The following is a 12,351-nucleotide window of genomic DNA, read 5'->3' as shown; positions in this document are numbered from 1 at the left end:
AGCAGCGGGGCATCGATATGAAGGTCATCCTGTTCGGTGCGACCGGCATGGTCGGGCAGGGCGTGCTGCGCGAGTGCCTGCTCGATCCCGGCGTCGAGCGCGTGCTGGCGGTTGGGCGCAGCCCGACCGGGCAGCGCGACGCCAAGCTCGTCGAGTTGACCTGCGACAATTTCGTCGACTACAGCGCGATCGAGCCGCAGCTGGCGGGCTACGACGCCTGCTTCTTTTGCCTCGGCGTCTCCTCGATCGGCATGGACGAGGCGCGCTACCGTCATCTGACCTACGACATCACGCTGGCTGCGGCGACGGCGCTGGCTCGGCTCAATCCCGGCTTGGTGTTCACCTATGTCACTGGGCGCGGCACCGATTCCACCGAGCAGGGCGCGGTGATGTGGGCGCGGGTGAAGGGCAAGACCGAGAACGACCTGCTCAAGCTGCCGTTCAAGGCCGCCTACATGTTCCGGCCCGCCGGCATCCAGCCGCTGCATGGGGTCCGTTCCAAGACAGGCTGGGTGCAGGCGATCTATGTCGCGACCTCGCCGTTGCTGTCGCTGCTGGTGCGCGTTGCCCCGAGCTACATGACCACCTCGGAACAGCTCGGCCGCGCCATGCTCAAGGTGGCCCGCGACGGCTACCCGAGGCCGGTGCTGGAGAGCGAGGACATCAACAGCCTCTGACGGCGGCGGCGGCAGGACCGGTTCCCTCGAGCCGGATTTTCCTTTGGCCACGTGCTACCTCCGGCAGCCGAAGGCGTTATAACCACCGTCATGTCCTCGCCTGCTCCCCTGAAACTGATCGCCCTTGATGCCGATGACCTCGCGGTGATCTCCGCCCATGTGCAGGACGCCCGCGTCCAGCCCGCTGACATCGTCTGGCGCCAGGACGAGAAACGCCTCGTGGTCGGCCTGAACCGGCTGGACTGGGAGCAGACCCTGGCCGGTGCCACCTGTTCGCGCCGTCTGATCGCCGCCCTCAGGTTCGACCGGGTGCTGGCATGCAAGTCGCGCAATATCGACCTGGAGGCCCCGGAGGCCACCCTGGAACTGCTCGGGATCGAATTCCATGCCTCCGACCCGCCGGGCGGCAGTGCACTCCTGATGTTCGGCCAGGGGGCGGCGCTGCGGCTCGATGTCGAGTGCCTGGAGTGCGAATTGACCGATCTCGGAGCCGACGATCTCGGGGTGGCGCCGGGGTAATTGAGCTTGTCATTCCAGGGCGGTCCGCAGGGCCGAACCCGGAATCTCGAGATTCTCGGGACGCAATTGCGCCCCTGAGGGTTCGATGCTTCGCATCGCTCCGGAATGACGCAGCCCCAAGGGTTGACGGCCATTATCCGCCGCGCCATTGAGCAGGGACCCGAATTCTTCCTAAGAAAGCCGCCATGCCCGTTCGCCTGGACCGACAGAGCGCCGATTTCGACCAGCGTTTCCGCGAATTCCTGGCGGCCAAGCGCGAGGTATCGGCCGACGTCGAGCGCGCCACCCGCGCCATTGTCGATGACGTGGCGGCCCGCGGCGATGCGGCGCTGCTCGAGGCGACCAAAAAGTTCGACCGGCTCGACATCGACGCCGCCGGCCTGCGCATCACCGCCGCCGAAATCGACGCCGCGGTTGCGGCGTGCGACGCCAAGACCGTCGAGGCGCTGACATTCGCGCGCGACCGGATCGAGACCTTTCACCGCCGCCAGCTGCCCAAGGACGAGCGCTTCACCGACGCCGCCGGCGTCGAGCTCGGCTGGCGCTGGAGCGCGGTCGATGCGGTCGGCCTTTACGTGCCCGGCGGCACCGCGGCCTATCCGTCCTCGGTGCTGATGAATGCGGTGCCGGCCAGGGTCGCCGGTGTGCCGCGGGTCGTGATGGTGGTGCCGGCGCCGGACGGCAAGCTCAACCCGCTGGTGCTCGCGGCCGCCCATCTCGGCGGCGTCTCGGAAATCTACCGCGTCGGCGGTGCCCAGGCGGTGGCGGCGCTGGCCTACGGCACCGCGACGATCGCCCCGGTCGCCAAGATCGTCGGCCCCGGCAACGCCTATGTGGCCGCCGCCAAGCGGCTGGTGTTCGGCAAGGTCGGCATCGACATGATCGCCGGCCCCTCCGAGGTGCTCGTGATCGCCGACGACACCGGCAATGCGGACTGGATCGCGGCCGATCTGCTGGCGCAGGCCGAGCATGACGTCAGCGCGCAGTCGATCCTGATCACCGATAGTGCGCGGCTTGCCGCCGACGTCGAGCGCGCGGTCGAGGCGCAGCTTGCGACGCTGCCGCGTGCGGCGATCGCGCGCGCCTCGTGGGACGACTTCGGCGCGATCATCATGGTCGCAAAGCTCGACGATGCGGTCGAACTCGCCAATGCGATCGCGGCCGAGCATCTGGAGATCATGACCGCGGACGCCGAGGGCCTGTCGAAAGAGGTCCGCAACGCCGGGGCGATCTTCCTCGGGCCCCATACTCCGGAGGCAATCGGCGACTATGTCGGCGGCTCCAACCACGTGCTGCCGACCGCGCGCTCGGCGCGGTTCTCCTCGGGCCTCGGGGTGCTTGACTTCATGAAGCGAACCTCGATCCTGCGGTGCGGGCCGGATCAGCTTCGTGCGCTCGGGCCCGCCGCGATGACGCTCGGCCAGGCCGAGGGTCTCGATGCCCATTCACGTTCCGTCGGATTGCGCCTCAACCTCTCATGAACAAGCCACCAGACGACGAGGATTCTAACAATCGCATCGTCGCGGTGACGCTCGACGAGGAATCGATCGGCCGTTCCGGGCCCGACATCGAGCATGAGCGGGCGATCGCCATCTACGACCTGGTCGAGCAGAACCTGTTCGCGCCCGAAGGCGCAGCCGGGCCGGGGCCCTATACCCTGCATATAGCAATCACCGGCAACCGGCTGATGTTCGATATAAGGAAAGAGGACGGCGCGCCGGTGGTGGCGCATCTCTTGTCGCTGACGCCGTTCCGCCGAGTCGTGAAGGACTACTTCATGATCTGCGACAGCTACTATCAGGCGATCCGTACCGCGACACCGGACAAGATCGAGGCGATCGACATGGGCCGCCGCGGCATCCATGACGAGGGCTCGCGCACGCTGCAGGAGCGGCTCAAGGGCAAGGTGCGCGTCGATTTCGAGACCGCGCGGCGGCTGTTCACGCTGATCACTGTGCTGCACTGGAAGGGTGAAGGCGCATGATCCCGAAGATGATCTCCGCTTCGCCAGACGACGGGGGCGTACCCCGGTCGAAAAAAGCCTGATCGCATGGAAGCGCCGCGCGCGCGCCACCCCCAGGCCGTGCTGTTCGCATGCGGGCACAACGCCGTGCGCTCGCCGATGGCGGAAAGCCTGCTGCAGCAGATGTTTCCGCAAGGCGTCTATGTGCGCTCCGCCGGCGTGAAGAAGGGCGAGCTCGATCCGTTCGCCGTCGCCGTGATGGCCGAGTTCGGCCAGGACATTTCCGGCCACAAGCCTCAGACCTTCGAGGAGCTCGAGGACTGGGAGGGGCTGAACTTCGACCTCATCATCACGCTGTCGCCCGAGGCGCACCACAAGGCGCTGGATCTGACCCGGACGCTCGCCGCCGCTGTCGAGTACTGGCCGACCCCTGATCCGACCGGCACCAGCGGCAACCGCGAGCAGAAGCTCGCCGCCTATCGCGAGGTCTGCGATGGCCTGTTGCTGCGCATCCGCCGCCGCTTCACCACCAAGGCCGGTGTGGCGAATTTGTGAGGCTCAGCGCAGGGACCCGCGTGTTCCGATTCGCAAGGTCGGCCCTTGTCGCCAGACTGACAAACAGCTGTGCTTATGGGGCCTTGTCGGCCACGGGGAAGCGCGATTCGCAGCCGGTTCCAAGGTTGTGCATCCATGCCCCATCCGATAGGTTCCGCCCGCGTCCGTCCCCCCGATTCAGCCCAAAAGCCCGCATGCTAGGCCGTCCCAAATTCGTTCTTGCTTCCGGTTCGCCGCGGCGGCTGGCCCTGCTCAACCAGGCCGGCATCGAGCCCGACGCGCTGCGTCCGGCCGATGTCGACGAGACCCCGCGGCGGGGCGAGTTGCCGCGCGCCTGCGCCAACCGCCTGGCGCGTGCGAAAGCGGACGCGGCGCTGAAGTCGGTGCAGCTCGACGACGATCTGCGCGGCTCCTTCATCATCTCCGCCGACACCGTGGTCGCGGTCGGTCGCCGCATCCTGCCCAAGGCCAATCTGGTCGACGAGGCCGCGCAGTGCCTGCGGCTGCTGTCGGGCCGCAACCACCGCGTCTACACCGCGATCTGCGTGGTGACGCCGCGCGAAGCGTTCCGCCAGCGCCTGGTCGAAACCCGCGTGCGCTTCAAGCGGCTCAGCGACGACGACATCCAGGCCTATATCGGCTCCGGCGAATGGCGCGGCAAAGCCGGCGGCTATGCCGTGCAGGGCATTGCCGGATCCTTCGTGGTCAAGATGGTCGGCTCCTACACCAACGTGGTCGGCCTGCCGCTCTACGAGACCGTGACCCTGCTCGGCGGCGAGGGCTTTCCGATCCGCCACGGCTGGCTCAACGCCGTCGCGGTTTAAGGTAATCCACATCTCCTGCGGCATCGGCGGTGCACCTCTCCCCTTGTGGGAGCCGAGACGAGCGAAGCTCGCTCTTAGGTCGGAATTCAAGCGAAAGCTTGAATTCCGGGTGAGGGGTCTACCTCCGCGGATAGAGACCCCTCATCCGGCGCTGCGCGCCACCTTCTCCCACATCCGCCTTCGCCAAGGCTTCGGCGGAGAAGCGGGGAGAAGGGAAGTGGGCCGGCGCGAGAGCGAAACACGCGGCCGCCTCCTCGATTGCCAACGGGTGTACACTCCGTCCCAGCCATGACTGATCAAGCCCGAACACCGCCGGCCACCCCGCGCGCCTGCCCGATCTGCGGCAAGCCCGCCCAGCAGGCCTTTCTCCCGTTCTGCTCGTCGCGCTGCCGCGACGTCGACCTCAACCGCTGGCTAAGCGGCCGCTATGTCGTTCCCGGCCGCGAGGACGACGTGGAAGACCCGGAATAGCCAAGATTTCCCAACAAGTTGGGGAAAGGGCGCGCGCCGGGCCCGCCGCGCCGAAGCCTTTGGCGAAGGCGGGTGGACACAGCGCCCCGACCTCTCTATAAACCGCCCGCTCGCTTCGGCCTTTTCGGCCCCGCGGGTTTGCCCAGGTAGCTCAGTTGGTAGAGCATGCGACTGAAAATCGCAGTGTCGGTGGTTCGATCCCGCCCCTGGGCACCATCCAGCTCAGTGCTGCCGTAGCCAACAAGCCATCCGCACGAAGGCTTGTCCCGGCGTAGCCCGAAGGGCGAAGCCGGATGGTTCGATCCCGCCCCTGGGCACCATCCAGCTCAGTGCTGTCGTAGCCAACAAGCCATCCGCACGAAGGCTCGTCCCGGCGTAGCCCGAAGGGCGAAGCCGGATGGTTCGATCCCGCCCCTGGGCACCACGGCTCTCCTAAGGGCCTGATATCCAAAGCAATTCAGCAAATTCAACGGCTTGGCGCTACCTCGTTGGTACAAACAGGTGGGACAATGCCGCTCGCAATGTCACGTCCTTGGAAGCATCCGAAAACAGGGATCTATCAGATCCGAAAAGTCGTACCCGACGACCTGCGCAAGCTTATCGGCAAGCGCGAGCAGAAGGTCAGCCTTCAGACCCGCGATCCCGCCGAGGCGAAGGTGCGGCACGCGAAGGCTCTCGCGGAGTTGGAGGCTCGCTGGGCCAACTTGCGGACGGGTCCGAAGTCTCTGACCGAGCGTGAGGCGCACGAACTGGCGGTCGTTGCCCATGATCGTTGGCTGGAAAAGCATAGAGACAATCCGAGCCAACAAGCCTTTTGGGATACCGAACTCGGCGACCGCGTCTTCTCATGCGGATGGTGTCCACCCATCTGTCGTATGACTTTTCAAAGCATCTCCAGGATGAGGACGTGTTGATCCGCTGGCTCGTCAATCCAGACTTCGGTGGCTCGTGGGCGAGCGGCGTTCTTGTGGCCATGGGGCCCAAAAACTGGGGCACCAAGTCGGAGGAGTGGGTGTTTCACCTCCAGTTCGCGATGGATGACGAGGGCGCGCTCGATCTCAACACTCTGGTGCATGGCGGCAAGTTCGTCCTGATCGCCGGCGAGGATGGCCAGCCGTGGATCGATGCGGCGCGAAAGCAGGCAGACAAACTGGGTATGATCTCTTGGCGGTTCGCGTTGGCATCCTCTCGGGTGACTACGTCGTTGCGCGCTGTGCCTGGACCAAGCAGCGAGAGTTCGGGCCGGAAGGGGCGGTGCTCGTGGGGCCGGATCGTTATATTGCGTTCAGATCCTCTGGCCGCGTCGATAAACTGGAGGAAGCGCTGGCGTCGGCGCTTCTCCAGATTCTACAATTGACAGGGCATGAGCAAATCGACGGGCTGAGTAGCAGACCGACTGGAGTGGTATCTGCAGCCGATTGATCGGTGGTGATGCTTCCTGACGGCCGAGGCAGGATGTTCACGGGTGACGACCTTTACGGCTGCCGAGACATCAGGCCGTAGCGGCCTTCGAGCCCGCGCGACTCAATTTCGGTAGCGTTGCGCAGCTGGCGGTAGATGCTCCGGACAGAGGTGCGCGGATGGCGGGGCGATCGGTGGCGGATTGTGCGGCAGGCCAAGCAAAGTGATTTCGTTCACATGTGAGGCTTCTCGCAGATCGCCGCGATTTGAAGCGGCAATGGTGGGAAGGGAGCGCGCCGCGCTCCCCTCCCACGTATCAGATCAAGTTCGGCGAGCGTCGAGGCCAAAACGACCGGCACCGAATGCGACGACCTGCAGGAGACCGCCGGTCATTGCGATATTCTTGAAGAAGTGGATGAACTGGCCTTGGTCAGCCAGGTTGCTGTGGAAGCCGAGTGCCGTCGCCACCGTGAAGACCGCCAGGATCGACGCGACGAACCGCGTACGATAACCGACGATCAGCGCTGCGCCGCCGAGAATTTCGACAACGACGGCAATGGCAAGTCCGAGCGGAGCGAAGGGAAGGCCGGCGGATGTAATGTAGCCGATCGTGGCAGCCGGCGCGGCGAGCTTCGAGAGCCCGGAAATCAGATAAATTGCGCTGAGCAGAACCCGCCCGGCCAGCGATGCAACAGACAGGGCGAGGCTTGAATCAAACCGACCGGAGACGTCGCTCTGCGAAATACTAGCGTATTGGGACATGACAGTTTTCCTTCCTGTAACCGACCATCCATTATGGAAGGCCGTGAATGCTCGGGGTTTGCCAGTCCCGATCATGTCGCAATAGCCGAATAGTATCGATGCATAGGTTCGAATTTATCGAACGAAGCACGTTCGGTCCGGGTCGCACCGCCAGGAAAGCCTGGCCATCACGACTTCGCACGGCCACCTTTCTTCTTTGGCTTACCGGACTTCCTGGAAGGCTTCCGGTTTAGCTTTGCCGTTATCGTCGCATTCGCAACCTGGCTTTCGAATCGCGCGATCAGCCAGGCAGCGGCGGGCCCAGGAGGTGTATCGGCCCGATAGATGGCCTCGAGGCTATAGATGCCCCCTTTGGTGTCGGGCAAATCGAGATGAACCAATCGTCCTGAATCAAGATCTTCCTGCACCATCGGCACCGGCATGTTGCCCCAGCCGATGCCCTCCTTCAGCAGCATATGCTTGGATCCGAGGTCGGCGAGACGCCAGGTGCGCGGACTGACAACGGCGAAGTCGGTCCGGCCCGTGAGGGGCGAACGGTCCGTCAATACGAGCTGAACATGATCCCGTCCCGCCCCGGGCTTGTTCTTGGCGGCGCGCGCCAGCGGGTGATCTGGCGAGGCGACGGGGATCAGAACGACGTTGCCGACACCGATGCGCTCGACGCCGACCACGCCCGCGTCGCCGGGCAGCGGTCCGCTCACCCCGATCGTCGCGATCCGATCGAGCAGCAATTGAGTTACTCCGCCCAACGCCTCCATGTGCAGGCGGAGCGTGACGGTCGGAAACTCGGTGCGGAACGCCTTCAATGCATCGACGATGCGCGCGGTCGGCAGCATCACATCAAGCGCGAGATGGACTTCAGGCTCGAGTCCCTGAAGAAGGCCTTTCACCTTGGCGCGAAGCCCGTCAATTCCGTTGAAAACCGTGCGAGCCTCCGCAAGCACCGTGCGACCGAACTCGGTCAATTGAGGCTTCCTCGTCGATTCGCGGTCGAACAGGGTGACGCCGAGTTGCGCCTCGAGATTGGAGATCGAGTAGCTGATCACCGACGTCGCGCGGTTGAGCTTGCGGGCTGCTCCCGCAAAGCTGCCGACATCGACGACAGTCAGAAAGACTCTCAACTGATCGAGTGTCGGCGTGCCCGGATCTGAAGCCATATCGATTTCCTAGAACGTTTCCTTCAAGATTATGCCAGTTTCGTAGATAAGCCAAATCGCCTTAGATCGTGGCCATTGGAAGCGATGACGCTTTCGAGGAGGTGACCATGACCTTATTCAACTCAGCCGAAGTCGAGCAAGTCTTGCTGCCGAACGTCCGGGACCTGGGCGATGGTTTTCAGGTGCGACGGGCGCTGCCCTCCGCGCAACGGCGGATGGTGGGTCCCTTTATCTTCCTCGACAGCTTCGGTCCGGTCACCTTCCGTGCCGGAGAAGGCCTGGACTCGCGTCCCCATCCGCACATCGGCCTCTCCACGCTGACCTACCTGATCGACGGCGAGATCGTCCACCGCGACAGTGAAGGTTATGTCCAGACGATCAGCCCGGGTGAGGTCAATCTGATGACGGCCGGACGGGGCATCGTTCATTCGGAGCGAAGCGGCGACCTGGTGCGCGCCAGCGGAGGGACGGTTTTCGGCTTTCAGAGCTGGATTGCGTTGCCGCTCCGGTACGAGGAGACAAAGCCCGGCTTCCAGCACCTCGCCGCCGCCGATGTCCCGCAGATGGAGGGTGAAGGCGCGACGCTCAGACTGATCGCAGGTTCATTGCACGGTCTCCGCTCGTCGACGCGCACCTTCTCAGACCTGTTCAATGCCGATGTCGCACTGAGGGATGGCGCGCGCTTTGCCATCAGCGCCGAGCACGTCGAGCGTGCGGTATACGTCGTGAGCGGCGCAATCGAGGTCGCAGGCCAGACTGGCCGCTTTGGCCAGGACCAGTTGGTCGTGTTCAAGCCGGGCGCGGAGATCGTGCTGCTCGCATCGGGAGCCGCCCGCCTCATGGTGCTCGGCGGAGAGCCGCTCGGCGAAAAGCGCCACATCTACTGGAATTTCGTCTCCAGCAGCCAGGAACGCATCGCGCAGGCGGCGCGGGACTGGCGCGACCGCCGCTTTCCCGGCGTGCCGGGCGAAACCGAATTCACTCCTCTTCCCGACGCCCGCTTGTTCCGGGCGGCGTGATCTCCACCGAAGCGCCGGTCGTCGGCGCGGCCAGAACCTCATCCCTCCATAGCAACCAGCAAGAAGGAAAAGCATCATGACCTACGCAATCATCGGTTCCGGCGCCATCGGCACCGCGCTCGCCACCCAATTCGCCCGCAACGACATCGATGTTCTGCTTGCCAACAGCCGCGGGCCTGCGTCGCTGGCCGATCTCGTCGGTAGGCTCGGCAAGAATATCAAGGCTGCGTCGGTCCAGGAGGCCGTCAAGGCCGATATCATCATCCTGGCCGTTCCGTTCGGAAGCGTGTTCCCCGGTTGCTGGTATTGGAAGGGGCGCGCCAGCGCCCTTGTCAGGTGAGCACGCTGGCCGGCTGCCTCTCCCGCTTGTGGGCCCGCAAGCGGGAGAGGCGGACGGAGTTCGCGGCTGGCTACCGCCCCCTCACACATTCGATCCATGGATCGCGTCGATCACGGCGTCGGTCACTTCCTTGGTTGTCGCCTTGCCGCCGACGTCGGGCGTCAGCACGCCGGCCGCGCACACCTTCTCGACCGCGGCCATCAGGCGCGCTGCGGCGTCCTTTTCGCCGAGATGCTCCAGCATCTGCGCGCCGGTCCAGAAGGTCGCGACCGGATTGGCGATGCCCTTGCCGGTGATGTCGAAGGCCGAGCCGTGGATCGGCTCGAACATCGAGGGGAAGCGGCGCTGCGGGTCGATGTTGCCGGTGGGCGCGACGCCGAGGCTGCCGGCCAGGGCACCTGCGAGATCCGACAGGATGTCGGCGTGCAGGTTGGTCGCCACGATGGTGTCGAGGCTCTTCGGATTGAGCGTCATCCGCACCGTCATGGCGTCGACCAGCATCTTGTCCCAGGTGACGTCGGGGAATTCCTTCGCCACCTCGGCGGCGATCTCGTCCCACATCACCATGCCGTGGCGCTGCGCGTTCGACTTGGTCACCACGGTGAGGAATTTGCGCGGCCGCGACTGCGCGAGCTGGAACGCGTAGCGCATGATCCGCGTCACGCCGACCCGGGTGAAGACAGCAACCTCGGTGCCGACCTCTTCCGGCAGGCCGCGGTGCGCGCGGCCGCCCATCCCGGCATATTCGCCCTCGGAATTCTCGCGCACGATCACCCAGTCGAGATCGCCGACGCCGACATTGCGCAGCGGCGAGGCGACGCCGGGCAGGATCTTGGTCGGCCGCACATTGGCGTATTGGTCGAAGCCCTGGCAGATCGGCAGCCGAAGGCCCCACAGGGTGATGTGGTCGGGCACGTCGGGCGCCCCGACCGCGCCGAAATAGATCGCGTCGAAGTTCTTCAGGTCTTTGAGCCCGTCGGCCGGCATCATCACGCCGTGCTTCTTGTAATAATCCGAGCCCCAGTCGAAGGTCTTGACGTTGAAGCTGATGTCGCCGCTGCGCTTGGCCAGCGCCTGAAGCACCCGGACCCCCGCGGAGATCACTTCGGGGCCGATGCCGTCGGCGGGGATGGCGGCGATGGAATGGGTACGCATGGTTGTCTCCGGATATGTGGTTAGTGGGTTCGCACGGGATTGGGTTGCGGTTCGGCTGGTGCGGGCGCGGCTTGCGCGCGCGACAGCAGCAGCGTGAGCACGGCCGACAGCACCAGGAGGCCAGCGACGAAATACAGGCCGCCCTCGAAGCTGCCGGTGCGTTCCTTGATCCAGCCGATCATCGCGGGGCCGACGAAGCCGCCGAGATTGCCGATCGAGTTGATGGTGGCGATCCCGGCCGCGGCGGCCGAGCCTGACAGGAACATGGTCGGCATGCTCCACAGCGGCGGCTTGGATGAGGAGATGCCGATATTGACCAGGGTCAGCGCCGCGATCACGGCGGCGAGGCCGGTCCACAATCCGGCAAGTGCAAGTCCTGCGGCCGCGATCAAGCAGGCGATCACGACGTGCCAGGTGCGTTCGCCGGTGCGGTCGGAATGCCGCGCCCACAACACCATGGCGATCACGGCAACGGTCGCCGGCACCGCGTTGAGGAAGCCGACTTGCAGCGACGACAGGCCGAACGCCTTGATGATCTGCGGCGCCCACACGCCAAGTGTGTAGAGCCCGGCCGAGGTGCCGAAATAGACCAGCGACAGCGCCAGCACGCGCGGATCGGCAAGGCCGCGCCAGATGCTGTGGCTCGCGGTGGCGGCCTTGCCTTCGGTCTCGGCCTTCATGGTCTTGACCAGCCAGGCGCGCTCGTCGTCGGCGAGCCATCTGGCCTGCTCCGGACGGTCGGTCAGGAAGCCGAGCACGACGAAGCCGAGCAGCACGGCGGGCACCGCCTCCAGCACGAACAGCCACTGCCAGCCCTTGAAGCCGAACAGTCCGTCCATCTCCAGCAGCGCGCCCGACACCGGCGAGCCGAGCACGGTCGAGAGCGGCGCCGCGGCCATGAACAGCGCGGTGACGGCGGCGCGCTGCCGCGCCGGGAACCAGTAAGAGAGGTAGAGGATGATGCCGGGGAAGAAGCCGGCTTCGGCGGCGCCGAGCAAAAAGCGCAGCACGTAGAAGCTGGTCGCGCCCTGCACCAGCGCCATCGCCGCCGAGACCAGGCCCCAGGTGATCATGACGCGCGCGATCCAGATCCGCGCGCCGATCTTGTGCAGAATGATGTTGGAGGGCACCTCGAACAGGAAGTAGCCCCAGAAGAAGATACCGGCGCCGAAGCCATAGACGGTCGGCGACAGACCGATGTCCTTGTTCATGGTCAGCGAGGCGAAGCCGATATTGACGCGGTCGATGAAGGCCACGAAGTACAGCAGCATGATGAACGGCACGATGCGCAGTGAGATCTTGCGCAACACGCGCGTGCCAATCTCGCTTTCCATGGGCTTCCTCGGGGGTTCGTCTTGTTTGTTGGGACGGCGCATTTCGCCGCGCCACCGGAAAGCCTAGAGGCGCGCGCCCTTCCGATTCAATCCGCGCCGGTTTATACAAAAAAATGATATAATCTCGGCGCCGTCATTGCGAGCGCAGCGAAGCAATCCATTGCAACCGCATAT

At 64.9% G+C, this 12,351-nt stretch carries 15 protein-coding genes and 1 tRNA gene; 12 read left to right on the top strand and 4 right to left on the bottom strand.

From position 1 onward, the window contains the following. Positions 1 to 17: 17 nt before the first annotated feature. From ACE10Z_RS39305 to ACE10Z_RS39260, 10 genes are all read left to right on the top strand, one after another. Positions 18 to 677, top strand: a complete 660-nt coding sequence (locus ACE10Z_RS39305; RefSeq protein WP_375785480.1) for an epimerase — start codon at positions 18 to 20, stop codon at positions 675 to 677. A 90-nt stretch (positions 678 to 767) separates the two neighbouring features. Next, on the top strand, positions 768 to 1,196 hold the full coding sequence (locus ACE10Z_RS39300; RefSeq protein ID WP_375785479.1) for a DUF2948 family protein: 429 nt from the start codon (positions 768 to 770) through the stop codon (positions 1,194 to 1,196). A 185-nt stretch (positions 1,197 to 1,381) separates the two neighbouring features. After that, the gene (gene hisD, locus ACE10Z_RS39295; protein ID WP_375785478.1) at positions 1,382 to 2,677 is read left to right on the top strand and encodes a histidinol dehydrogenase; all 1,296 of its coding nucleotides are present in this window, start codon (positions 1,382 to 1,384) and stop codon (positions 2,675 to 2,677) included. Then, entirely contained in the window at positions 2,674 to 3,180 is a 507-nt protein-coding gene (locus ACE10Z_RS39290; protein WP_092123128.1) for a UPF0262 family protein, read from the top strand. Before hisD ends, ACE10Z_RS39290 begins: the two co-directional genes overlap by 4 nt. A gap of 66 nt (positions 3,181 to 3,246) precedes the next feature. Then, entirely contained in the window at positions 3,247 to 3,714 is a 468-nt protein-coding gene (locus ACE10Z_RS39285; RefSeq protein WP_375785477.1) for a low molecular weight phosphatase family protein, read from the top strand. Between the two features lie 194 nt (positions 3,715 to 3,908). Then, positions 3,909 to 4,538: a Maf-like protein gene (locus ACE10Z_RS39280; RefSeq protein ID WP_092123132.1), complete on the top strand. Its 630-nt coding sequence runs from the start codon at positions 3,909 to 3,911 to the stop codon at positions 4,536 to 4,538. A gap of 288 nt (positions 4,539 to 4,826) precedes the next feature. Beyond that, a complete protein-coding gene (yacG, locus tag ACE10Z_RS39275) occupies positions 4,827 to 5,009 on the top strand; it encodes a DNA gyrase inhibitor YacG (protein WP_375785476.1) in 183 nt (60 codons plus the stop codon). Between the two features lie 140 nt (positions 5,010 to 5,149). Continuing rightward, positions 5,150 to 5,225, top strand: a tRNA-Phe gene (locus ACE10Z_RS39270). Positions 5,226 to 5,518: 293 nt separating this feature from the next. Beyond that, a complete protein-coding gene (locus tag ACE10Z_RS39265) occupies positions 5,519 to 5,923 on the top strand; it encodes a DUF6538 domain-containing protein (RefSeq protein ID WP_375785475.1) in 405 nt (134 codons plus the stop codon). Further along, positions 5,917 to 6,366 (top strand): hypothetical protein, encoded by a 450-nt coding sequence (locus ACE10Z_RS39260; RefSeq protein ID WP_375785474.1) that lies wholly within the window; start codon positions 5,917 to 5,919, stop codon positions 6,364 to 6,366. Before ACE10Z_RS39265 ends, ACE10Z_RS39260 begins: the two co-directional genes overlap by 7 nt. Before the next feature lie 365 nt (positions 6,367 to 6,731). Here the strand turns inward: ACE10Z_RS39260 and ACE10Z_RS39255 are convergent, their stop codons facing one another. Further along, positions 6,732 to 7,172 (bottom strand): DoxX family protein, encoded by a 441-nt coding sequence (locus ACE10Z_RS39255; RefSeq protein WP_375790032.1) that lies wholly within the window; start codon positions 7,170 to 7,172, stop codon positions 6,732 to 6,734. 167 nt (positions 7,173 to 7,339) lie between these two features. Next, entirely contained in the window at positions 7,340 to 8,329 is a 990-nt protein-coding gene (locus tag ACE10Z_RS39250; protein WP_375785473.1) for a LysR family transcriptional regulator, read from the bottom strand. Positions 8,330 to 8,436: 107 nt separating this feature from the next. On the opposite strand from ACE10Z_RS39250, the gene ACE10Z_RS39245 reads away from it, so the two are divergent. Further along, positions 8,437 to 9,348, top strand: coding sequence for a pirin family protein (locus ACE10Z_RS39245; protein ID WP_375785472.1), 912 nt, complete (start codon positions 8,437 to 8,439; stop codon positions 9,346 to 9,348). Between the two features lie 76 nt (positions 9,349 to 9,424). Further along, complete coding sequence (locus tag ACE10Z_RS39240) at positions 9,425 to 9,688, top strand: NAD(P)-binding domain-containing protein (protein WP_375785471.1); 264 nt, start codon at positions 9,425 to 9,427, stop codon at positions 9,686 to 9,688. A gap of 81 nt (positions 9,689 to 9,769) precedes the next feature. On the opposite strand, the gene ACE10Z_RS39235 is transcribed toward ACE10Z_RS39240, so the two are convergent. After that, positions 9,770 to 10,843, bottom strand: coding sequence for a tartrate dehydrogenase (locus ACE10Z_RS39235; RefSeq protein WP_375785470.1), 1,074 nt, complete (start codon positions 10,841 to 10,843; stop codon positions 9,770 to 9,772). A gap of 20 nt (positions 10,844 to 10,863) precedes the next feature. Next, the gene (locus ACE10Z_RS39230) at positions 10,864 to 12,177 is read right to left on the bottom strand and encodes an MFS transporter (RefSeq protein ID WP_375785469.1); all 1,314 of its coding nucleotides are present in this window, start codon (positions 12,175 to 12,177) and stop codon (positions 10,864 to 10,866) included. Positions 12,178 to 12,351 lie beyond the last annotated feature (174 nt).

Origin of the sequence: Bradyrhizobium sp. Pha-3, from assembly GCF_042258615.1 — a bacterium.
Classification (GTDB): domain Bacteria; phylum Pseudomonadota; class Alphaproteobacteria; order Rhizobiales; family Xanthobacteraceae; genus Bradyrhizobium.
The sequence above is the reverse complement of the archived record's forward strand: the minus strand, read 5'-3'. Positions and strand labels throughout refer to the sequence as shown.